Genomic DNA, 23,149 nt, shown 5'->3' on the forward strand with positions numbered 1-23,149 from the left:
TTCTAAATATGATCTACGAAGGTATTTTCCTTTTTACGGAAGTAAATTAAGGATAATATCAAAATAACGACTGAGATAATTGCGGTGGAATAGATACTATCGGGATTAAAGTAGGCTTTATCTCCCAATAAACACCATTTAAATCCATCAATAATGCCCACCATTGGGTTCAGATTATAATATTTTTCATACCAGGTATCCTTGGCAAGACTGCTGCTGTATGCGATCGGGCATACATAAAATCCAACCTGAACAACGAAGGGTATCAGCTGACCAATATCTCTGAATCGTACATTTAACACTGCAAATATTAACCCAAAACCCATGGAAGTGATAAAGGCCAGTAGAAGGAATGCAGGAAGATAGATAATATTCCAGCTTAAAGGATGATGGAAAAATGTTGTTAAAACAAGAAATATTCCCAGCGTGATTAAAAAGTCAACAAATCCAACAGCTACCGAACTAAGCGGCATAAGAAGCCGCGGGAAATATACTTTTGAAACCAGATTGGAGTTAATTAATATGCTGTTGCTGATTTGGGAAAATGTATTGGCGAAGAAAGTCCAGATCGTGATTCCGCATAAAACCATTAATGGATACGGTACTCCGGGATCCCCTTTTAATTTCGCGACGTAGCTAAAAACAAAAACCATCACGGTCATGGTCATAATAGGCCGCAAAACACTCCAGGCTACGCCTAAAAGTGTTTGTTTATACCGAACGGATATATCTCTTTTCGAGAGTATCCAGAGCAGTTGTTTATTTCTCCATAAATCTTTCCAGTAATCTTTTTCAGATCCTCCGGCTTTAATCGTAGTAGTATGCTGCATTAATAATTTATGCTTTAGTAGGCAATTGTTTAGTGTCGTCCAAAATGGCCCTGTAAATGCTCTTCACATATACATAGATCAGTGCAAGCATCAAGCCCACCAAAGCGCCAATTTTTGCTCTTTTTTTACTTTCAGATTTTAAATCCAAAGGTATTTTAACATCTTCAATTAACGTAAAAAGAGGAGCCTCTCTAACCAGTGATACGCGCATTTTTTCAGCATTACCAATCGCTTCGTAGTACAGTTGTTGCAGGAATGTATTATTTCTTTCCAGTTTATTAACCGATATTTTCGCTTCAGGAACAATAAGCTGCGTGCTGTAATCCATTTCTTTTGCGAGTCTGTGTTCACTTTTACCCAAAATAAAGGCAAGCGAATCCGCACGGCGTTCGAGCAATTTTAATGTGGTAAGCGATTTGCGTGTTTGCTTTTCGGTATAAACCTCTTCAACCGTTTTTAGCAATGTTTTAGCCCACAAAGCAGCCAGTGATTCGTTTTGGATCGTCGTAGTCAACGAGATAAAAGAAGACTTACGTTCCAGAGTCCCGATTTCGGTTACTCCTTTTACTTTAAGAACCAGTTCATTTAAAACTACCCGTGACTGTGATTTCAGTGAGTCAGGATCTCTTTCTGTGAATTTAAAATTATGAAGCTCCGGGCGTCCTTTCCATTCGTCCTCTTTTATCCCGCAGGAATCGATAAAGAAATTGGCCATCAGGATTTTTTTACCTCTCACGTCAATCTCCTTCATTAATGCTCTTTCCAGAACCGGTCTGGATTTTACGAAATAGAAGAAGTTTTCTCCTGTAAAAATATTAGCGTCTGTGGCTCCGCTCATACCAAATAAACCGGCAAGGTTTCCCATATCGCTACCAGGGGCACTTCCACCCATGTTGAAAACGATTGTGGCCTCATAGGAATTAGGTTTGATCAGGTAAAGGTCCATTGCGTAACCGATACCCACACCCAATACGATGAACAGGACGATGACTTTCCAGCTTTTGACGAGCGCATTCTTCGCATCAATCACCTTCAAAATAACTTCCCTCGGTGTTATTTGTTCCTCAGCTGCTTGATTAGTCGTATTCGACATTATATGATTATTTTAAAGTACGGAAGGCAAGAATAGTTACTACAAGTGTCATCACTGAGCTCAGCACACCGATTGTGGTCTGGATCGCTTGCTGAGGAGTCAATGTAGGCGTTCCTCTTACAGGGACAAAAATCTCTGATCCTGGCTCAACCTTTGGATACACATTAAAGAACATGAATTTTCTTGTCCGGTCTACTGATCCGTTTGGATATTTGATATATGAGCTCTTACGAAGAGATTTTGTAGTAAAACCACCTGAATGGGAAATGTAATCTGCGAAAGATAATCCTCTGCCATATTTTACAGTCGTTGGGTACAATACTTCACCCGTTACCTGAACCGTTTCAAGTCTCTTAGGGATGCGGATGATATCACCTTCCTGCACCACAAGATCCTCGAAAGAACCCGGGTTTTTCAAAATGCTGATCAGTTTGATGCCGATCGATTCCTCTTTTACGTTTGGAAGATCTCCTGTGATTGTACCTTCTTTAATGCTTTCCTGTGTTGCCGCCTCTTCCAAAAAGTTAGTTGGAGCAGTGATATTTTTAACAAAAGTCCTTCTTAGTAAAGTAGCGCCTTCTGGATAGGCAAGCTCAGTCAAGCCACCTGATCTTTTAATGATATCACTAATTTTATCATTTTTATTGATGATTGTATAGGAGCCGGGTACAAGAATTTCCCCTTCAAGATATACAGATTGCTGTTCAACATAGTTAGGTGATTTCCTGACAATAACCTGATCAAAAGGAAGAAGAACGAAATTGCTTTCTGTATTTCCTATTGAAAGGTCACGGTTGACATTGAATTTGAAAGTCTCAGCGATCTGGGCATTTGCTGCGCCAGGAATGCTGTTTCTTTTTCTTCTGATCACTTCCACCTCTGTTGTGAAGGCAGATTCTCTAAAGCCACCTGCTTTTACAAGTACATCTTCCAGTGTCATGTTGGCAACGTAAGGATATTTGCCGTCGTTTTCGCCAAATTTAGGATTGTTCACTTCCCCTTCCACGGTCACGATCGCAGACTGTGCCATGTCAAACTTAGAAGGAATCACCACTTGATCAAGACGGGTGAGTACAAGGTCTGGAACGCTGTTGTTCAAAACATCAGCGAGGTTGAGCTGGATACTTTCGATGGTTAGGTCCGTTCTGGTCCTCAAAACTGATATACGGCCAGTGAAAGCGTCTTCTCTTAAACCCTGAGCGTTTTCAATCAGTTTTTTCAACGTGCCGCTGTTATCAAGAGAATAATTTCCCTGACGCATAACGGCGCCTTCGATGGTGACAATGTTTTCAACACGGTCCAAAATGGTTTCAACGTTGATCAAATCACCTGTAACCACTTCGGCACTGGAATAATTTTCTTCTGGAACGTCTACAATTTTTCTTTCTTTTGAAGTAATCCTTTCAATTTTTACGCGGGCTTTGTATGCATTGTCGTTAAAACCACCCGCATACTTAATTACATCAGTTAGTTTCTCTTCCGGTTTCAATTCGTAAATACCCGGTCTTTTCACCATACCGGTAACTTCAACGCGTTTCTGGTAGTAACCCACAACAATGTTGTCATTGTCCTGTACGCGGATATCACCATCGATTTTTCCGTTTACCAGATAATCGTATATGTCCATATGCGACACTACTTTTCCTGCACGTACCACACGAACATCGCGGAATGAACCAATTTCATTGGGGCCGCCTGCCTGATAAAGTGCGTTAAATGCCGAAGCAAGGGAAGTGATTTCGTAAGTTCCCGGGTTGATAACCTCACCGGTAACAAAAACTTTAACATTTCTGATTTCACCCAGCGTAACCATCAATTTGGTTCTGGCCGTTTCTCCGTTTGCGCCAATAAGACCTGGCGTAAACTTTGAAAATTTATCAATTAATATTTTTCTTACTTCTTCAATTGTTCTTCCGCTCACAAAAATATTTCCAAGACGTTCAATCGTAATGAAACCATCCCGGCTAACCTTTGTTTTATAGGAAGCCTCCGCGTAGTTGTAGATGAAAATATTGAGCTCGTCACCAGGACCTACCACGTAATTGGTCGGTGTCGCGATCTGTAAATCAGGGATCGGATTGAATTGTTTATCGGCGAAAATAGAATAGCCGTAAATTTTCTGACGAAGCGCAAGTTTTTCCTGTTCAGCCGGACTTAGTGTTCCGGTTGTCGAAGTATTTATTTTTGTTTGATCGGCGCCTTCTTGCGGTGCATTCGGATCGTTGTTAGCAGCAGCCTTCCCTTTTTCATTAGACTGCGGATCGTTTGATTTCGGCGTATTCGACTGCTGATTTGAATTTGCTGGTTGGTTCGCTGGCTGGTTTCCCTGTGCGCCGGATTGGGAACGAGGTGTCCCGGATTGCGTGCCACTTGGATTTGTTCCTGTAGATGTAGGTGCGCTAGTGGGTGCCGATTGTGGTGTCGCCACCTGAGCAAGGCCTGGTAAAGAAATAATCAAACTTAATAAATAAGGTAAGATAAATTTGCAATTTTTAGCCAACTTGAATGTGTTCATATGAAGTTTATTGTACTATGAAATGCGACCGGTTCATTTAGAAAATGTATTTGAGCTGTTATTTTTGTACTAAAATCGAGCCCAAATGGAATATTAGATTTCCGAGTTTAAGGCAAAGTAAATTAGATTTTTCTTATTTTTAAAGAATTTCTATTATTCGGCCACAAACTATGGCAAGAGCAAAGGTACAATAGGGTAACGATATATGACCCAAAATATTAAAATACAACATTAAAATCATAATTATCCAAACTAGAGTATTCATAGATTATGGAAAATACTGTCAGCATACAATACGACGAGGATAGCATAAAGTCACTGGATTGGAAGGAACACATCCGTTTGAGACCTGGGATGTACATTGGGAAGTTGGGTGACGGTTCCTCCATTGATGACGGTATATATGTTCTCGTTAAAGAGATTGTCGATAATTCCATCGATGAGCATATGATGGGAAATGGTAAAAATATTGAAATAAAAATTTCCGAGCATCGTGTTGAAGTCCGGGATTACGGCCGGGGTATTCCACTGGGAAAAGTGGTCGACTGTGTTTCTAAAATTAATACCGGAGGGAAATACGATTCCGGTGCTTTTCAAAAATCAGTAGGGTTGAACGGGGTAGGTACCAAGGCGGTCAATGCCCTTTCTCATTATTTTAAAGTACAGTCTTTCAGAGAAGGGAAATCAAAAAATGCGGAGTTTAAGCAAGGGGAATTAATCAACGAATCGGGAGAAATTACGACGACTCAGCGGAACGGAACCCATATTGCCTTTGAGCCGGATGGAATAATCTTTAAGAATTTCAGATATATACCGCAGTATCTGGATAACATGATCTGGAATTACTGTTACCTGAATGCGGGGCTGACGATTAATTTCAATGGTCAGAAATATATTTCTCAAAATGGTTTGCTGGATTTGCTGGGTAGTAAATCTGACGCGGAAGCCATTCGATATCCGATTATTCATCTGAAAGGGGAGGATATCGAATTTGCCATGACCCACGGAAACCAATATGGCGAAGAATATTATTCCTTTGTAAACGGTCAGTATACAACGCAGGGCGGAACACACCTGGCGGCCTTCCGGGAAGCGGTTGTGAAGGCCGTACGGGAGCATTTTGGAAAGGATTACGCACCGGAAGATATTCGTTCTTCGATTATCGCCGCAGTGGCTATCCGGGTTCAGGAACCGGTTTTTGAATCGCAAACGAAAACCAAACTGGGCTCGAACACCATCACACCGGACCCGAACAGTACGACGATCCGGACTTTCGTAAATGATTTTGTTAAGGAGAGATTGGATAATTACCTGCACATGAACCCGGAAGCGCGTGATGCCATGAAAAAGCGGATCGAGCAGTCGGAGCGGGAGCGTAAGGAACTGGCTGGTATTAAGAAACTGGCGAATGATCGTGCCAAAAAGGCAAACCTGCACAACAAAAAGCTGCGTGACTGCCGCCTGCACTTCACGGATCTGAAAAACGAATTACGTCATGAAAGCACTTTGTTTATCACCGAGGGAGATTCTGCCAGTGGTTCTATCACGAAGTCGAGAAACATTCAAACGCAGGCAGTATTTAGTTTGCGTGGCAAGCCTTTGAACTGTTTTGGGCTGAATAAAAAAATCGTTTATGAAAATGAAGAGTTTAACCTGCTTCAGCACGCACTCGATATCGAGAACGGCGTTGAGAATTTAAGGTTTAACAGAATCGTTATTGCGACGGATGCCGACGTTGACGGCATGCACATCCGTTTGCTGCTGATGACATTTTTCCTTCAGTTCTTTCCGGATCTTGTTCGAAATGGACACCTTTACGTGCTGGAAACGCCGCTTTTCAGGGTTAGAAACAAGAAGGAGACGCATTATTGCTATAATGATGAGGAAAAACAGGCCGCTATTGCCAAGCTGGGAAGCAAGCCGGAGATTACCCGATTTAAAGGACTGGGTGAAATATCGCCCGAAGAATTCGGAAAGTTTATTGGCGAGGACATGCACCTGGAACCTATTATTCTTCAAAAAGAAACGTCGATTCAGAAATTGCTGACCTATTATATGGGTAAAAATACGCCGGAACGTCAGCGTTTTATTATTGACAATCTGAAAATTGAAAACAATATCGAAGAACTGGCAATCGCGATATAAATACCGAGAAAGATAACCTGGAATACTAAGAATACCGATTACAAAAAATTAGACTATTTGTGGATTTACAACAATTAAGAGATAGAATCGATGCGCTGGATGATCAGCTCCTGACCATATTGAACGAAAGGATGGAACTGGTTAAGTGCGTAGGCGATTTGAAACGCTCTTCAAAATCGATTATTTATCGTCCGGAACGCGAAAAGCAAATTCTTGACCGTCTTGAAAAAAGAAACAATGGTCTTCTGACCCGTCAGGCAATTGATGCTATCTTTTTTGAAATCTTTGCGGTTTCGAGAAATCTGGAATTACCTGAGCGCATCTCTTATCTGGGACCTGAAGGAAGTTTTACCCATCAGGCTGCCGAAAGCCGTTTTGGGGGTATGAGCGAATATCTGGTTTTGCCTACCATTCATTCTGTATTTGAAAGCGTGGAGACGGGACGTGCGAAATTTGGTGTCGTTCCGATTGAGAATAACCAGGAAGGTATTGTTGTTGAAACGGCTGATTTTTTACGGGAAAAAGAACTGACCATTGTGGCCGAAGTGCTTCTTCCTATTCATTTTACTTTTGCTTCGCAGTCGGATTCTTTAAAAAATATCAAGAGGATTTATTCGAAAGATATCGCTTTCCGTCAATGCGGTAAATTTATCAGTGAATATCTGGAAGGATTGGGGATTGAACTTATTGCGGTTGACTCAACATCCAAAGCGGCAAAAATGGCTTCTGAGGAGGTCGACGCGGCGGCGATATGCTCGTCGATCTCGGCCCGTTTGTTCGGTGTTCCGATCCTGTTTGATAACATTGAGGACAATGACCAGAACAGGACCCGCTTCCTGATTTTGTCCAAAGGGGTGGTGAATCAAAAAAGTGATGACGATAAAACGACACTTATCGTGAACCTGCCGAATACGAACCGTCCGGGGGTTTTGTATGAATTTCTAAAAGAATTTAACGACAGGGGAATTAACCTGACAAAAATAGAAAGCCGCCCGCTCCGTGGGGAATCTGCGTTCCGTTTCTGGTTTTTAGTGGAATTTCTGGGACATATCAATGATCCGCACGTGCAGGAAATCATGCATAAATATGGCAGTAGCCATATCAAATGGCTCGGAAGCTACGTTCGGGTTTCTTAGGTGGACAGTGTTGGTAACATTGGTTTTACGCCATAAAAAAGAGGAGCCACATGCACTTTGCGTGTGACTCCTCTTTTAGTTTAAAGTGCTATTTTAAAGGGATGTAGTTAGAATTTCATGATTCTTTTGGTTGTTACGTCACCATTTTTTTTATGAAATGTTAAGAAATATAGTCCGGCAGGAGCGGTGGTTAAATCAATTCTTGCCGATGACGAGGAATTTACTTCTTGTGAAACGAGGTTAGTACCGTTTGCGGTTGCCAGAACGATATGGCCGGAAACAAGATCTTTAAACTCAATTTCTACAAAGTCTCTTGTTGGGTTAGGGTACGTTTTCCATACCATATCTGAGACTGGCTCAACACCCAATATAAGTAGTGTTTTTACAATTGCTTCTGAGAAAGGTGATTCAGATAGACTTCCAATGGCTTTTAACCTATACGTGTAGGTAGCATTAAGCGCTACATCCGAATCCTTGAAGGATAGTGTGTTTTTATCCAATGTTTTCAAGGCTGTGAATGTTGATTGTCCCTCTGGTTTTTTTTCAAGAATGTAGGATAGAGCCTCATCCGATTTTTGCCAGCTAAGCTCAACAATGTTTTCTGCCGACACTTTTGAAGTTAGATTGTTATCCGCAAGCGCCGGATTGATTGCCACTTCATGAAAGGAGAAAGCGCCCAGCCCATTTGTGTTCTGTAAAAAAGGGCCGTGATAGTAACCATTTTGGAAGGAAGGAAGATAGTTTATTCTGGTTGCAGCAGAGGCTTGAGATAATCGCATCGTTACCCTGTTACCGGAAACCTCCCAACTCGAAACAGGAGCAGGTTTTGATTCATCTCCGTCTAAGAAGAATTGATTCTTTAACTCAATTTTAGAACCGTTGAACATCGTATCGGCTTGCCATCTCATGGTCTGCTCCTCATCAAAAACCATTGTAATCGCATCTTTTGACTTGGAATAAAATACTTTCTGGACATCAGGTGAATCAATGTTCTTCGTGACTTTTGACTGGTATACTTTGGGAGCCAAATAATCGCGTAATTGTTGCGCAAATTTGCCATAACCTTCTTCAGTGTAGTGAACGTTGTCCACCAAAGGGCCGAGACCTATGACTGAAAAATGATCTGTGTTTGGATATTTGTATTTTGTCTGGCGCAGAAATTCTCTGAGTGCTCCCGCAGCATAATGAGGGCGATCCATGATATTAATTTGAATGATAACAAATTTGTCAACCATAGGATAATCCTTTTGCCAGAATTTCATGAGCTGGTCAAAGCGTCCGGGATAGTTCTCGGGATCGTTCCATGCATCCTCTTCACCCTGGTACCAAAAAAAAGCCCTTATTTTGGTTGCCTGCGATTTCTGTACCCGGTATAGTAAATGACCATAGATAGAGCCGGTGTTCGTTGGATTTGCACTGTTTCGGTCCAAATGCTGAGAAATATTTGTTCCCGGCACTGCTCCGTTAATTACGCAAACGGGAATCTTGTAAGTTTCTATAATCTGACGTTGCAAATCCCTGCCCCAGTAACCTTCTACCGGAGTCACCCAATCAGGAGTTTTCCAATTTGTATCCGCCGGTGTGAAGCCCGGATTTTCGTCAGGAATTCTCCCCAAAGTTCTCGAGAATTTCATGACGTAATCAGCTGCTGGAACCCTATAAGAAGTAACGGCTGCTGCGTTGGATTGTCCATTGATTACATAGAAGTCCCCAGCCACTATTTTCGTCCGTTTTACCATCATAATGGAATCCGCTGCCTTACAGGCATAAACCTCGACAGAATACTCGGCCAATTCAGCTTTGATTTTGGCTGGTACGGAAAAAGTGGCGGTGTTTCCTTCATATTTTAAAGGGCTTTTTGAATAGCTTACGCGTTGATCATCTCTGTAAACTACGGCTGCCATGTGTGTAAAGCCGCCAACTTCTATAAATCCGGATATTGGAATAGATGCTTCGTTTTTATCATCACGTGCATAAAGTTGATTGTCTTTGGGGAGCTTGTCAAAAACAACAGAAAAGAAACGCTGGGCCTGGGCGGCTGAAAATAAACCTAAAAAAAATACGATAAATAAGCTTTCTCTGTATAGTGATTTCATAAGTTGCACGAATTTTGATGCAAAATAAGTATATTATTTCTAACGAGTAAATTTAATATTAGTTAGTATTCTTAGCATTTACAGATGATAAGGATACTGACTAAATTAAAGATAGCCGGGACAGGGTGCGCAAAAATGCTTGATGAATGCATCACAAATTTCTCACAACAAAAGATTTTTTTAGAATTCCAACCGCTGATCTTTCCTGGGTGCGAGGTACAAAAAATAAAATGAATTAGGATTCCCTACATATTGATTAGCGCCTTCCTGTCCAAAGTGCTTTAGCATGGCCTGATAAGAATTTGGAGAGGTTTTATAAGGTATTGGATGGTAGTTACTTACCAATACGTTATTTTTTAAAGACCGGCTTAATTGGAAAAAGGAGGCGCAGAGGCTAATGCCCAGCCACAGAAATATCAGAGTGTGTTTCTTGAATGAAAATATATAGCCGGAAACGCTGCTCAAAGAATGTTCAGGAGAGGAAGAATAGTCATTATTAATGCTGATATGGAGTCGTTGTAAGATATTGACAAGCAAAATGATGCATAACGGAATACTTCCACGTAAGTAGAAGTCATTATAAAGACCAATACGGTAGGTTAGTGTGATGGATAAAATCAACAATGCAGGAACAAAAACATAGGGCTGAATTAAATGATTTTGGTTATTGCTATCCTTGATACGTGTGAGCCATATTGTTATAGCAGCAATGAGCAAGACGTCAATAAAAGGAATTAGTGTTGGCAATGAATTAAAGGTATAAAAACCGTGAACCGGCATCTGATTAGAAGAAGTTAAAAATATAAAGGCCGGTAAGAAAAGGAATGAAGGGAATATGTAATAAAAAAAGAAGTCCTTTAAAGACGTATTACTATTGTTTCGTAGGAAGTCCTGAATAAAAATAATACCAAATAATATGACTAGCAGGGAAGCAGGAAACACGCCCCAATAAAAGGACAGCGTAATGGCGTAGAACGAAATCCTGTAATTCTTTATGTAAAATAAGAAGATTCCTGTTACAAGCAGTGAGGCTATGATTTGATTTGGGACGTATAGAGACTGTATAAATAAAGAAAGCAAGGGGTTATAGGTGAAGGATTTTTGGAAAAGGCCTAACGACAGGAGTTCCAGTGAAAAAATAATGCCGCCACTCATAACCAAAACTCCAATCAGCCATAAATTTCGAAACAATAAAAGGTACATCCATATCAATCCAAGCCAGATACCGAACCAGGTGTATACGATAATGATAGGGACAGAGAAATGACCTAATATTTTAAAAAGAAAGGCAGGTACGAGATAATAGCCATAATAATAACATGAAAATGATTGCCTCTCTTTGAAGATTATGGGCCATTCATTGACATACAATTCATGGAATTTGGCGTTATGCGCTATAAAATCGGTTGTTTGCAAGAAAATACCCCCAACGCCCATAAGAAGTGTCCACACGAATGAAATAATGCCCAGGTAAATAAGTGCGCTTCCGGAGACATCTGTTTCTTCCACTTTTTTTGCTGACCTGGAATAATAAACGAAATATAAAATATGTCCTATTAAAAAGATTAGCGCATATTTTAAGTAAAACCAGTTACTTAAAAATAGCAGTGTTGCTAACAACAAATAACCTACACTGAGTAGTCTGATGCGGGAGGTGTTCATAGTTTGTAAATGTATATCCATTTGGTTTTTTATATATTTGATCGCAAAATGCCGTGTCGTAAGAGTAGTTTTTTTTAGTTTATAACTAAATATTCGATAATCGAATGTAATACAGTTCTTTATCCAGAGAATCATTCGATACTAACGGGTATACGGATGACCGGCCGGAATTAACAAAAAGATAATATAGATAAACTAACAATAAGTGACTTATCAGTTGGAAAGTGGAATGTTTATATTTCTGTTTTCAACTGTTAAAGCGCTCCGGTATCGAAATTCCCTTGAGAGAAAATAAAATGTAACAAAATATACAAAAAGAATGGTTTTGACAAATGATCGTAAAATTTCTACATGGTGGATTGTGCTGGGTGCTGTTGTTTCTATCATCCTGTTGTACCCTATTAATCTTAACAAGGATTTATTGGTAGTCTTCGACCGAAATTTTTTTATTGACGGAACGTTGGAATATAACTGCTGGCCAGATCAGCTCATAAAAGCTTCGGATCTTTTTCATAACATAGCGTGCCCTTCTTATCAGCCCGGTTGCCATAAAGGGAATATGGCATTTAGATTTACGATTCCGTTATTACTGAATGTTTTTGGACACAATGGACAGGCTGTCTATATTTTCCAGCTCTTCGTCGGAATATTTTTCTTTTATAGCGTGTACCGGCTCGCACATACCATTTCAAATACGCAGTTTCTTGCAGCAGGATTCCTTTTGTGTTTCATCTCAACCAATGCCGGACAGGCTATCGTTTATGATTTCAGGGCCTGGGGAGATGCTTTCAGTTTTATGTTTTTGTTGTTTGCAATGATTTCTAAGAAAGGCTGGCTGCGATTTTTGTTTCTACAAGCCGCGTTCTGGACCGATGAACGTACGCTGGTCGCCGCATTGGGAATTGCACTATACTGGCTGTGCCAGTCTACTGAGGAATCACTGAAAGGATTTTCAAACTGGAAAACGGTTCGTGATTTTGTCTTTCGGGATAATAGAATGATCGTCTTATTGTCGTGTTATTTTACTTATATCCTGATAAGAATGTATCTGACGATGGTGGTTGGCCTTGCCACGCCGAAAGAAGATGCTAATTTTTCTATTCTCTCTTATTACGCAACTTTCAGAACCTTAATCCCGATCATTCTCACACATAAATTTTTTATCGTATACATCGTCATAGGTGCGCTATACCTTATAAGAATAAGAGCCTGGCTCGTGTTAGCGGCTTATATAGGGTTCATCGCGTTGTATCATTTAATAGCACACATGGTTTATGACACATCGAGAAGTATGGGCTTTGGTTATTTTATCTATTTTGTTGCTTTTGGTTTATGCTGCCGTTTTCTCAGTGAAGAAACCTCTAAAAAACTGATGTTCGCCAATTTATTTATCACACTCGTTATTTTTCCTTTGAGACATATCATTTTCAGCTGATAGTCTTTTGGAAACTAATCGTCATAATTTTTCAAGCATGATTCATTTGCCACTTCGGGTCTTAAAAATTCTAATTGTTCTCTATTTACTCTTACCAAATCTTCTCTTTCACGCTTTTTGGTTTCGTCCCGAAATTTCAATTGCTACTTTGGCTGGATTGATTGTATCGTACTTTTTTTATATCCGTGCCAGTTATGAAAAAAAAGCAGAGTATGTCGTACTGACTTATCCTGATATTTTATTGATCGCCACATTATCGTTCTTTTTGGTAGCGCTGAGTGGTATTACGGGCTTCAGTTATCAAACCAATGATTATGTTGGGCATAATTCGAAATTCTATGATCTTTCCAACAATGCGTGGCCTGTATACTTTAAAGGTGTGGATACTTTTGGCTGTTACTACTGGGGTTTCTATTTGATTCCGGCACTGGTCGGTAAGCTCACAGGTCAGATTTCGGAGGTTGCGATATTTTTATGGACGTATTGGGGGATATTGATGGGCGTTACGATGACTTATATTCTTGTAAAAAAGGATGTTTTACGGCTATTGCTATTCTTTTTGATCGGGGGGATTGGTCATACGGTAAAGGTACTTTTTGGTATTATTGCGGGTGTCGGATTCACACATCCCATTGTTTTTATAGAAGTTTGGAATATGCTGAATCAGCTATTATGGGCACCTAATCAGTTTATACCATCCATGTTGCTGGTTGCATTGATTTACAGTGATGGCATGCTGTCCAGAAATATCCTTTCCTGTTTTTTTCCTCTGAGCCTGGTTTTAATATGGTCCGTATTCCCATCGGTTACCCTGTCTTTTATTGCGTTGTTTGTCTTTTTCCATTTCGGAGAGTATAAGCAATTTTTTAAAATCGGATGGGGAGATTTTTTTAAAAAAATAGCTATTCCTGGTCTGGTTTGCTTACCTATACTGTGTTATTTTCTGTCATCTTCAGGAACTCCTATTCGCGGTTTTATTTGGACTTTTGATCCCATACGTCCCATCATAATTGATTATATTGTTTGTGTCTCTCTGGATATAATGCTATTAGGGATTGTCTGGAAATACTTGATAAACAATAGAAAAGAAGTGTCTGATCTCTACTTTTTTAGCTTGTTGGCAGCCATACTTATTTTTGGGCTGTTCAGGTTTGGTTTTGCGAATGATTGGCTGATCCGGGGAACGATGCCCATATTGATGCTGTTGTTTTATGCTATTTTGAGGGGGAATCTACGGGTTAAAAACTTCAGCGACGGGTCTTCAAATCTCAAATTCTGGGTACTTTTTTCAGGAATAATTTTGCTGTGTATGGTAGGGCCGTTTTCGTATTTTTATAGGGCTGCTAAAAGTAATATTCTTGTAAACAAAATTACGGGCAAGCAAATTTTCATACCGTATGCTTACGACAAATACCCCAATATTTATGAAGCTATAAAAGAGCATCATAGCTTAGAGGAAGCCTCTCAGTATTTGGGAGATAAGAAATCCGCTTACTGGAAATATCTGAGCAGACGGGACAGATAGATGCGTGATGCACCGAATTGAATTTTCATTGTATACCAATCAGCCCCGATAATCCCTAAAATTATCGGGGCTGATTGGTTACATGTTACAAGCTACTTTAAAACACCTTTGTATAATGAAGGCCAGTTTCCATAAAGTGTGATGGTTGTTTTTGTACCATCGGGAAGTCGGATATTTAATTTCCTCGTAGCAACCGGTGACTGAAAAGAATCTACCGCCAACACAACGAATTTATTGCCTTTTACTACCGCAGAAACAAACGGGTCTTTGCGATCAGCTACCAGCGCTGCTTGGGCCTGTTGGGGTTCTTGCCAGCTACCATTGATTTCATAAGCTAAATCCTGATTTTTACCCCCTGCTATTACATCTTCTACTTGTTTCGCCATCCAGTTTCCCAAAGCGTAAAATTCGGTAGGATAGTCCCAGTAACGGGGAGAATCTCCGTTTGGTAGTGGCTTATGAAATACAGAAATATCTGTTTTACCATCCGCCGGGTACCATTCCTTCCCCCAGTCAGTAGACCCCGGATCAAAGTGATATGCATTTTCCCCTCTACCGCCGGGCTGACTATCATGCCACAGGTAATATCCGTCAAAAAGGACTAGTGAAAACAGTGATAAACTCAGAGCCTGGCTGGCTGGCATCATTTCCAATTGATTTAAAATGAGATCACCTTTCGGATTTGTAGTTTCATGATGCCAGGGTACAATCGGATCATTTGCATAAGGCATATGTCGGTTCCATGCATAAAAAACAGATTTATTGTTCTTCTGAAACGGGATCAATTTATTAATTCGGAGCGAATGAATCGCTGAAAGTAAAACGAAATTGTTTTGTGTATTACCTTGTGCGTCGGCCACAGAGGTTGGTCTCGGATAAACATCAGTCGGAGAAACGTTAAAAACATTTTGAAAACTATCTCCGTTGGGAAGTTTATCAAAATTCGAATGATTTGGTCCCGGGTGCGCATAGTCTTTGGCAAAGGAAGCGGGACTTTTATCACCCATTTTATTGAAATGCTGATTGGTATAAGCGCTGCCCCCCCAATAATCAAACAGATACATATTGGGATGATTTTTACGTATCCTTTCAGAAAACCATATTAACCTCTGTTTTACATCGGGCGGATATCTCTGGTTCCAAAACTCAAAATCGAAGGCATAAACCCCCAGGCCTGGGGTATTGTCGGCAAGGGCTTCGACTTCTTGTCGGGATAGCCCTGCGAACCATTGTTCATTCTTATCCTGAAAATGACCAGGCGAGGCAGTCCAATGTATTTTGTTAGCCGGAATGTCCTTTTCCCAGGCCGGTAAATGTGTTATGCCACGTTTTAAATAATTTTCAGCCGGAACCCAGTTATTAAGGCGGTACTGCATGACCAGTTTGCCCTCAATAGGTTCAAATTCCGGGAAAGTAGTGTCGAAATGCACATTGATATCTTTTGATAACACAAACCATGAAGGAATTTCTATCCGGGTTAAGGTAGATTTTTCCTTTTTATTGTCAAGGGCGTTTATCCAGATATTTTGTTGGCGGAGTGCTCTGTTTCTCAATGAATTCCACCAGTCATTGTACGGGGCGTCAATCCATTTAGCTGTTATGGTGTAGAAATAGCCAGGTTTGACTTCTACGCCGTTTTCGATACCGGCGACGACAATGTTATCAATCATGACAACCTTAGTTCTTCCATCCTGAAAATTTGCGAAATCTTTCAAGAAAATCTTCCCGCCTTTTACGACAGGTCGAACATCGAGCCAGTTGTCCTTACTACCTTGACGAACCCACTTAGTTCCGTCTAAAATTTCGGATTTTCTGGAATCGTCATAATTAAATTCCGCCGTTGTTTCGCAGCCAGGTTGTCCGAGACTGGTAACTTTTACAGAAGATTTTCCCGCATGTAGCTCAACGTTTGGCAGCGTAAGCCAGATGGATACCCGGTGTGGAACGTTTTCAAATTTCTGGACTTTTCCGTTTTGTGTAATTTCTACGTTGTAAGGTGCAAGACCTGCGGCATTGGCCGCAATTTCAAACTGCATTTCTCGGCCAATCTGTTTGTAACGGCGGACGGTAAGATCACAGGCACTGGAGGCCGAGTCGATGGTTACAGCAATGGGTAAAGCAGAAAGCTGTTCCGGGAAATCTTTTCCCTGCGAGGGGCCATACCTGTTCCATGCCCAGATACCGGTTCCTGTAAAGGCCGCCAGCACTGTACTTATCCAAATGATCGTTGATTTCGACAAAATCTTTTTTTTATGCAAAACTGAAAATTAAAACCAGGTGTGTGAATTGCTCAATATTGTTTACCACCAGCGGTAAAACAAACCGATTGAAGCATTTAGCGAAGATACTCCTTTATCAACATATTCATAATCGAAAGGAGTGGCCTCATACTTGACACGGATATCTGCGCCAAAATTACCATCTTTTTTGAACAAAAATTTAGATCCAAGGCCAATCCCATAGGTCGGACGGACTTTCCGTTTCTGATCGGCCAGACTTCCATAATATAGGGTGTAATCGAGAATACTTGCACCGGCGCTGACCTGCACGTAAGGCTGGATTGCCGAGTTATTGCCTAAGAAACGATAATTACCAAAAACCTGGATCGGATACTGGGTTAAAGTTCTGGTTTGTACCGCGGAAATATCACTTCCATCCGTTGTCGGGTAAATGGCTCTCGGAATCCGTTTGTTGAAAAACGAATAACCCAGTTCTCCGCCAATAGAAAAAGAGTTTTGCAGGACCCATTCCAAAGCTATGGAATAATTTTCGAACGATGTTTTGTCGATGTAATTACTGGAAAAAGATCCCAGCGGGATCGCACCGGTATACCTTGCCGTTACTTGATAATGGGTGTAACGCTCGAAAGGAGAAGGTAAGGTATATAATTTAGGAGCCGGTTCCTGCGCATAGGCGGGGATTATGCCTGCAAAAAGGAGCGCAATGATGATGTATTTTTTCATTTGAAAATGTCAATTAAGAAGACACGGAAAAACCGTGAAAATAAAGTTGTGCAATGGTGATCCTGGCCGTACTGTCTTGTTTAAGCAGCCGGTTAATGCCCCAATGATATTATTTAATTTTAAGATAATTGGACTGACCGAATATGGAATCAACCATTTCGTCAATATAACCCGTGTTGCCAAGGCCGGAACCACGTATTTGAGCGTCCCAGATCACATTCAGTTTTTTGTTAACCGTATCCGCATTTTTCAGGTCAAGCATTGAAATTGACCAGTAGCTTTCGCTGGTTTGATACGCATAATAACTTGGATAACCATATCCGTAACCTCCATAGTATCCGCCCCAATAAGAAGAATATGGTGTCGATGCGATGTTCACATACGTATTGGTTACCCGGGCAGCACTAAGTCCAACATCCGGTTTTTTATCGGCGGCCACATACGTATAACCCAGGTTTTGCATATTGGTAATGATGCGCGTTAAAAGGTCTTTGTCAAGGCTGGTAAGCGCTGTGGTAGAACGTTCGTCCTGGACCACGATAACAGAGTCTGTTATACTGAAGGTTTTAAATGTTTTGAAATCAGCAGTTTTATCGCGGTTTGTAATATATACTTGTGATTCAAGGTCAGATAAGTCGTTTACCGGATCATTGGTGCAGGAGGTCAGCCAAAAAGTGGCAGAGATAATTAGAAATGAAGCTTTTTTTAACATAGCAGTACTTTGCGTTTTGGTTATCTGATTAACGAATTTTAAAATTGAATCATTTTATTTTTCCGTATTTAGCACACTATTTTTTTTGAAATTGTGATGCCGGCTATATTATCAGAGACTATTGGGAATGATATTTGGTTGTAAAGCGGTAAAATAATTTAGATGATGAAACGGCCCAAAAGCGGGTAGCAGTGAAGGCTTTGTAAATTAGAAATGACCGATCCCGAACTTTATTTGACTTTGTCCTGTTCGTTGCTTTATTTTAGTAATATTAAAAAAACTTAGATACCGGGATTCACTCGCACACCCCAGAAGACAAAATTATATATGGAAACAAAAGAAGAAGTACTAAGGATTATCGATGTACTCAACGATACGTATGAAAGCGAAGAGGCCTGGTATGGTCCTTCTGTGGTAGAGGCGCTGCGTGATGTAACACCTAAAATGGCTGAGCTGCGATTAAGCTCCAACACGCACTCGATCGCGGAAATTGTTTATCACATGACGACCTGGCGGATTTTTGCCGTACGGAAAATTCAGGGTGACGCGGAGTTTGATATTAAAACACAGGATAAGGACTGGAAGAAGTTTCCGGTTGTGGATGAATTTGAATGGGAGGCTATTCAAATGGAATTAAGTCTTTCGCAGGAAGAATTAATTTCTGAACTGGAAAAAATTGAGAATGACAGTTTCCTTGAGGAATTTGTGCCCGGCCGTGATTATTCTTACTATACCATGATTCATGGCGTTATCCAGCACGACGTATATCATGCAGGTCAGATCGGGCTGATCAAGAAGGCTTTGAAAGGAATGCAGCTTGAAGAAGACGATGATTTGGGCGCTTTCGATGACCGTGCCACTTATGGCAATGATAACGATTATTATTGATCTGACTTAGATAAAATTTTGTGTTTTTATAAATTTTATATTAAATACTAATAAAAAGTTATATTTTGCATAATAATTAAAGGTAGTATTCATTGGATACAATCTCTTTAATGGTGTGGATATATGTCAAAAGGCCATTCGGATCATCGAGTGGCTTTTTTTATGAAATGTCTGAAATCGGTGCAACATTTGGGAGATTATTCAGAATAACCTCGGTATATGAAAATATTAATTGTTGAAGATGAGCCAAAACTGGCCGGTTTTTTGAAACGTGGTCTGGAAGAACAATCCTGGGAAGTTGAGCTGGCCTATGATGGTCAGGTAGGAAAAAAAATGGCGTCAAATTACCGTTTTGATGTCATTATTCTGGATGTAAACCTGCCCATTCTCAATGGGTATGATTTAGCGAAACAATTAAGAAACGATGGTCTGACGACGCCCATCCTGTTTTTGACCGCGCTCGGAACGATCGATGACAAGCTCGACGGATTTGAAGCTGGCGGCGATGATTATCTGGTTAAACCATTTGAATTTAGAGAACTGATAGCCCGTATCAAGGTTTTATCCCAGCGCAACAGCAACCGCGAACAATCCAGCCAGGTTTTGAAGCTGGCAGATCTGGAACTGAACCTTGATGAAAAAGTAGCCAGACGAGCGGGGAACCGTATCGACCTGACGGCAAAGGAATTTGCGCTGCTGGAATATCTCATGCGCAACAGAGGCAGAGTTGTGTCCAGGGTGGATATTGCGGAACAGGTCTGGGATATCCGTTTCGATACCGGTACCAATGTAATTGATGTTTACATTAACTTTTTGCGTAAAAAAGTCGATAAGGATTATGACACAAAATTGATCCATACCGTTGTGGGGATGGGCTATATTTTTAAGGAAGAATGAACATCAAAACCCGGCTTACCTTACTCTTTACCATGCTGGTTGGCTCCATTATGGCGCTTTTCTGTTTGTCCATCTACTATTTCTACGATCAGTATCGTGAAAAGCAATTTTATACTTTTTTGAACGAAAGGGGACAGACGATTGCGCAGTTGGTTGAGGCGAGTAATGGGATAAGCAAGGCGGATATCGCAAAAATTGAAAAGGAAAATAACACGGTGCTGCTCGATGAGGAAATCACCATCTACAATGGTGTGGATTCAGTTATTTTTTTTAGCGGAACCAATGATTTTGCGCTAACCCACCAAATGCTGACTGATGCCAGAAACGGGAAAGAAATACATACCAAACATGCACAGAAAGAGGTAATTGTGACCCGGCATATTTTGCAGGACCACCGCAAACCGTGGGTTGTCGTTGCAATCGCCATTGATCATCTGGGAACAAACCAATTGCAAAGACTTCGGGAAATTCTGGTGATTGGCTGGCTATTGTCGCTGGTACTGGTGAGTGTTGCCGGCTGGCAGTTCTCTACCGATGCGATTAAGCCTGTATCTGATATCATTGCCCAGGTCAATAATATTTCCGCAGGGAATTTGCATGACAAGGTAACGGTGGGCCGGGAAAAAGATGAACTTGCCTTGCTGGCGCAAACGTTTAATCTGATGCTTAACCGGCTTGAAATTGCTTTTGTTGCTCAGAAAAATTTTGTTTCCCACGCTTCGCATGAGTTACGAACACCGCTGGCCCTGATCATGAGTGAGGTGGAAGTGACGCTGATGAAGGCCCGGTCGGGTCAGGACTATGAGGAAGCACTGCGTGGCATATTGGATGAGGTTAAGGAAATGAACGAGCTTGTAAGCCGTTTGCTCGAACTCGCGCGGACAGAAGAACACGCATTCAGGGTTACGTTTTCCAAGATCCGTATTGATGAAGTTTTGTGGCAGGCGCAGGCGTTTGTCCAGCAAAAAAATCCCGGTTATCAGGTCTACATTAATTACGATCAGATTCCGGATAATGAAGAGCTGCTGTTGCGTTACGGCGATGAAAGTCTTCTGCGCACGGCCTTTGTGAACCTGATGGACAATGCGTGCAAGTATTCGGATAACCAGTCGGTGGATGTTTTTCTGGAAATTCATAAAGATTTGATCAAGATATCTTTCAAGGATGTCGGCATAGGCATTGCAGCAGCAGAATTGCCTTACGTTTTCGACACATTTTACCGCAGTGCCACCTCCATGAGCAAAGCGGGTTATGGCATTGGTCTGGCCCTGACCAAACGTATTATTACCATGCAGGGTGCCAGTATTGAAGTCGAGTCCCAGGTTGGACTTGGCAGCACTTTTATCCTCAAATTTCCGCCATTCTGATCAGGTTATTCTTTTTAATTTATTTTTAATTTGACATTAATCAGACTTTAACAATGTCTGAGGTCATTTGTATCATAAAATCACTCAAAAGGATTTTTATGCTATGGATGATTTTCAGTTGTGTTTAATTTTTTTATCTCTTCCTGTTGCCAACGGGTAGCTTATCCTTTTCATTAATGATGATGAAGTCAGCACCAAGGAAACCAGCTACGGGATTTAAGGGATTAAAAGAAAACTGGAAAGACGACATCCGGTCCGGTTTTTTGGTCTCGCTGATTGCTTTGCCACTGAGTTTAGGGATAGCGGGAGCAAGCAATTTTCCTCCAATGATGGGCGTGCTGACTGCAATAGTCGGAGGTATCGCAGTATCGTTTTTCACAGATTCTGAATTGACAATAAAAGGTCCTGCCGCAGGACTTATTGTCATCGCGGCAGGTGCAGTGGATGAGCTTGGTCGGGGCGATGCTGTTTTAGGCTGGCACCTGGCATTAGGTTCGATTGTAGTGGCAGGTATTCTTCAGATTGCGACGGGTGCAATGAAACTGCCCAGGTTTGCAGATTTCGTGCCGCTGTCAGCCGTTCATGGTATGTTGGTCGCTATCGGGATTATTATTATGTCGAAGCAAATTCATCTGGCCGTGGGTGTTGCTCCGTCAGAGCTTAAAGGAAAAGCGCCCCTGGAACTCATTGAAATGGTTCCTCACAGCTTGCTGAATATGGAATACCACATTGCAATTATTGGTTTGGTTGGCTTGATGATCATGTTCGGATGGCAATACCTTTCATTTTTGTTCTTGAAAAAAATACCGCCAGCCCTGGTTGTTTTGGTTATTTCGATCGTTCTTGGACAGTTGTTTCATTTATTTGAGCCGACTTACCGTGACATCAAACCTTTGATTAACCCGGGAGAATTTACGTTGTCTTACAATGCAAGTTTTGCTGGAATCACTTTTGATTTAATACCGGTCTTTATCAAGTACGTTTTGATGTTTTTGCTCGTAGGCAGTCTGGAGTCTCTGCTTACAGTGAAAGCGATCGATCTTCTGGACCCGTACAAACGCAAGGCTGATATGAGCCGGGACATTGTTGCCGTAGGTGCCGGTAACGTGGTGGCCGGTTTGCTTGGCGGTTTGCCGATGATTTCCGAAGTGGTACGTAGTTCTGCCAATATCAACAACGGCGGTAAAACGCGCTGGGCTAACTTGTTTCACGGAGTTTTCCTGTTGGTTTTCGTAACGGCTTTGATTCCTGTGATCAGAATGGTTCCGGTTGCAGCGATGGCAACGATGCTGATCTTTGCAGGTTTCCAGCTGGCTTCCCCGGAAGAATTTAAACATATATACCACATCGGTAAAGAACAGCTTATTATATTCCTTGTTACGATTGCCGCGACATTGGTTACGGATTTACTGATCGGTATCGGAATGGGTATTCTGACCAAGTTTATCATGCAATTGTCTTACGGCGTTAAATTGTCAGACATTTTTGCTCCTAAAATTGAGATTGATGTTAACAACGATATCTATTTTGTGCGTGTGACGAGGGCTGCTGTTTTTAGCAATTACCTTGCTCTTAAAGGAAAACTTGAAACATTGCCGCAGGGGAAAAACGTGAAGGTAGACTTCTCCGAAGCACCCTATGTTGACCATACGGTCATGGAAAATATTACCCGCTTTAAAAATGATTATGAACAAGCGGGCGGGAAAATGGAGCTGGTAGGTTTCGAAAGTTACCAGACGCTATCGGATCATCCGTTGGCAGCCCGAAAGAATCAACGCTTAACTGTAATAGGTTAAATTGAGAGGTGAGTAGTAAGACGGAAAGTGGCTTCTGAGTTTCAGAGGCCACTTTTTTATGTTTTTTAGGCTCTTATTGGCGTAGCCAA

The 23,149-nt window shown here is 41.2% G+C and carries 16 protein-coding genes; 8 read left to right on the forward strand and 8 right to left on the reverse strand.

From position 1 onward, the window contains the following. Window positions 1–2: 2 nt before the first annotated feature. The 3 genes from RB622_RS02915 to RB622_RS02925 are packed head-to-tail and all read right to left on the reverse strand — an operon-like array spanning window position 3 to window position 4,381. Window positions 3–830, reverse strand: a complete 828-nt coding sequence (locus tag RB622_RS02915) for an ABC transporter permease (protein WP_308045002.1) — start codon at window positions 828–830, stop codon at window positions 3–5. A 7-nt stretch (window positions 831–837) separates the two neighbouring features. Then, entirely contained in the window at window positions 838–1,923 is a 1,086-nt protein-coding gene (locus tag RB622_RS02920; RefSeq protein ID WP_308045003.1) for a hypothetical protein, read from the reverse strand. 7 nt (window positions 1,924–1,930) lie between these two features. Further along, window positions 1,931–4,381 carry an SLBB domain-containing protein gene (locus RB622_RS02925; protein WP_308045004.1) on the reverse strand — a complete coding sequence of 817 codons (2,451 nt, stop codon included), beginning with the start codon at window positions 4,379–4,381 and terminating at the stop codon, window positions 1,931–1,933. A gap of 327 nt (window positions 4,382–4,708) precedes the next feature. Here RB622_RS02925 and RB622_RS02930 point away from each other — a divergent pair, with 327 nt between their 5' ends. Together RB622_RS02930 and pheA are read left to right on the forward strand one after the other, a co-directional pair. Next, window positions 4,709–6,583 carry a DNA topoisomerase IV subunit B gene (locus tag RB622_RS02930; RefSeq protein WP_308045005.1) on the forward strand — a complete coding sequence of 625 codons (1,875 nt, stop codon included), beginning with the start codon at window positions 4,709–4,711 and terminating at the stop codon, window positions 6,581–6,583. A gap of 59 nt (window positions 6,584–6,642) precedes the next feature. Beyond that, entirely contained in the window at window positions 6,643–7,719 is a 1,077-nt protein-coding gene (pheA, locus tag RB622_RS02935; protein ID WP_308045006.1) for a prephenate dehydratase, read from the forward strand. A 107-nt stretch (window positions 7,720–7,826) separates the two neighbouring features. Here the strand turns inward: pheA and RB622_RS02940 are convergent, their stop codons facing one another. Both RB622_RS02940 and RB622_RS02945 read right to left on the reverse strand, forming a co-directional pair. After that, window positions 7,827–9,815: a sialate O-acetylesterase gene (locus RB622_RS02940; protein WP_308045007.1), complete on the reverse strand. Its 1,989-nt coding sequence runs from the start codon at window positions 9,813–9,815 to the stop codon at window positions 7,827–7,829. Between the two features lie 180 nt (window positions 9,816–9,995). Then, a complete protein-coding gene (locus RB622_RS02945; protein ID WP_308045009.1) occupies window positions 9,996–11,612 on the reverse strand; it encodes a hypothetical protein in 1,617 nt (538 codons plus the stop codon). 184 nt (window positions 11,613–11,796) lie between these two features. Between RB622_RS02945 and RB622_RS02950 the strand changes: the two genes are divergently transcribed. Beyond that, window positions 11,797–12,912 (forward strand): hypothetical protein, encoded by a 1,116-nt coding sequence (locus RB622_RS02950; RefSeq protein ID WP_308045010.1) that lies wholly within the window; start codon window positions 11,797–11,799, stop codon window positions 12,910–12,912. 148 nt (window positions 12,913–13,060) lie between these two features. Then, window positions 13,061–14,437 carry a hypothetical protein gene (locus tag RB622_RS02955; RefSeq protein ID WP_308045011.1) on the forward strand — a complete coding sequence of 459 codons (1,377 nt, stop codon included), beginning with the start codon at window positions 13,061–13,063 and terminating at the stop codon, window positions 14,435–14,437. Window positions 14,438–14,529: 92 nt separating this feature from the next. Here the strand turns inward: RB622_RS02955 and RB622_RS02960 are convergent, their stop codons facing one another. The 3 genes from RB622_RS02960 to RB622_RS02970 all read right to left on the reverse strand — a co-directional run bounded on the left by RB622_RS02960 (window position 14,530) and on the right by RB622_RS02970 (window position 18,112). Next, window positions 14,530–16,695, reverse strand: a complete 2,166-nt coding sequence (locus RB622_RS02960; RefSeq protein WP_308045012.1) for a hypothetical protein — start codon at window positions 16,693–16,695, stop codon at window positions 14,530–14,532. Window positions 16,696–16,737: 42 nt separating this feature from the next. Next, on the reverse strand, window positions 16,738–17,400 hold the full coding sequence (locus tag RB622_RS02965; RefSeq protein ID WP_308045014.1) for a hypothetical protein: 663 nt from the start codon (window positions 17,398–17,400) through the stop codon (window positions 16,738–16,740). 109 nt (window positions 17,401–17,509) lie between these two features. Beyond that, on the reverse strand, window positions 17,510–18,112 hold the full coding sequence (locus tag RB622_RS02970; protein WP_308045015.1) for a DUF4136 domain-containing protein: 603 nt from the start codon (window positions 18,110–18,112) through the stop codon (window positions 17,510–17,512). Between the two features lie 327 nt (window positions 18,113–18,439). On the opposite strand from RB622_RS02970, the gene RB622_RS02975 reads away from it, so the two are divergent. From RB622_RS02975 to RB622_RS02990, 4 genes are all read left to right on the forward strand, one after another. After that, window positions 18,440–19,000 (forward strand): DinB family protein, encoded by a 561-nt coding sequence (locus RB622_RS02975; protein ID WP_308045016.1) that lies wholly within the window; start codon window positions 18,440–18,442, stop codon window positions 18,998–19,000. 219 nt (window positions 19,001–19,219) lie between these two features. Then, a complete protein-coding gene (locus tag RB622_RS02980; protein WP_308045017.1) occupies window positions 19,220–19,897 on the forward strand; it encodes a response regulator transcription factor in 678 nt (225 codons plus the stop codon). After that, a complete protein-coding gene (locus tag RB622_RS02985; protein WP_308045018.1) occupies window positions 19,894–21,264 on the forward strand; it encodes an ATP-binding protein in 1,371 nt (456 codons plus the stop codon). The genes RB622_RS02980 and RB622_RS02985 overlap by 4 nt, the downstream gene beginning before the upstream one ends. A 176-nt stretch (window positions 21,265–21,440) precedes the next feature. Next, window positions 21,441–23,060 (forward strand): SulP family inorganic anion transporter, encoded by a 1,620-nt coding sequence (locus RB622_RS02990; RefSeq protein WP_308045020.1) that lies wholly within the window; start codon window positions 21,441–21,443, stop codon window positions 23,058–23,060. Window positions 23,061–23,149: the final 89 nt, after the last annotated feature.

The organism is Dyadobacter sp. LHD-138 (genome assembly GCF_030929615.1).
GTDB lineage: Bacteria > Bacteroidota > Bacteroidia > Cytophagales > Spirosomataceae > Dyadobacter.

Bases quoted from the DNA above. Each gene is read 5' to 3' on its own strand.
- RB622_RS02940 (WP_308045007.1), bottom strand. From the start codon at position 9,815: ATGAAATCACTATACAGAGAAAGCTTATTTATCGTATTTTTTTTAGGT.
- RB622_RS02965 (WP_308045014.1), bottom strand. From the start codon at position 17,400: ATGAAAAAATACATCATCATTGCGCTCCTTTTTGCAGGCATAATCCCC.
- RB622_RS02980 (WP_308045017.1), top strand. From the start codon at position 19,220: ATGAAAATATTAATTGTTGAAGATGAGCCAAAACTGGCCGGTTTTTTG.
- RB622_RS02990 (WP_308045020.1), top strand. From the start codon at position 21,441: ATGATGATGAAGTCAGCACCAAGGAAACCAGCTACGGGATTTAAGGGA.
- RB622_RS02985 (WP_308045018.1), top strand. From the start codon at position 19,894: ATGAACATCAAAACCCGGCTTACCTTACTCTTTACCATGCTGGTTGGC.
- RB622_RS02920 (WP_308045003.1), bottom strand. From the start codon at position 1,923: ATGTCGAATACGACTAATCAAGCAGCTGAGGAACAAATAACACCGAGG.
- RB622_RS02915 (WP_308045002.1), bottom strand. From the start codon at position 830: ATGCAGCATACTACTACGATTAAAGCCGGAGGATCTGAAAAAGATTAC.
- RB622_RS02945 (WP_308045009.1), bottom strand. From the start codon at position 11,612: ATGATTCTCTGGATAAAGAACTGTATTACATTCGATTATCGAATATTT.
- RB622_RS02930 (WP_308045005.1), top strand. From the start codon at position 4,709: ATGGAAAATACTGTCAGCATACAATACGACGAGGATAGCATAAAGTCA.
- RB622_RS02970 (WP_308045015.1), bottom strand. From the start codon at position 18,112: ATGTTAAAAAAAGCTTCATTTCTAATTATCTCTGCCACTTTTTGGCTG.
- RB622_RS02950 (WP_308045010.1), top strand. From the start codon at position 11,797: ATGGTTTTGACAAATGATCGTAAAATTTCTACATGGTGGATTGTGCTG.
- RB622_RS02975 (WP_308045016.1), top strand. From the start codon at position 18,440: ATGGAAACAAAAGAAGAAGTACTAAGGATTATCGATGTACTCAACGAT.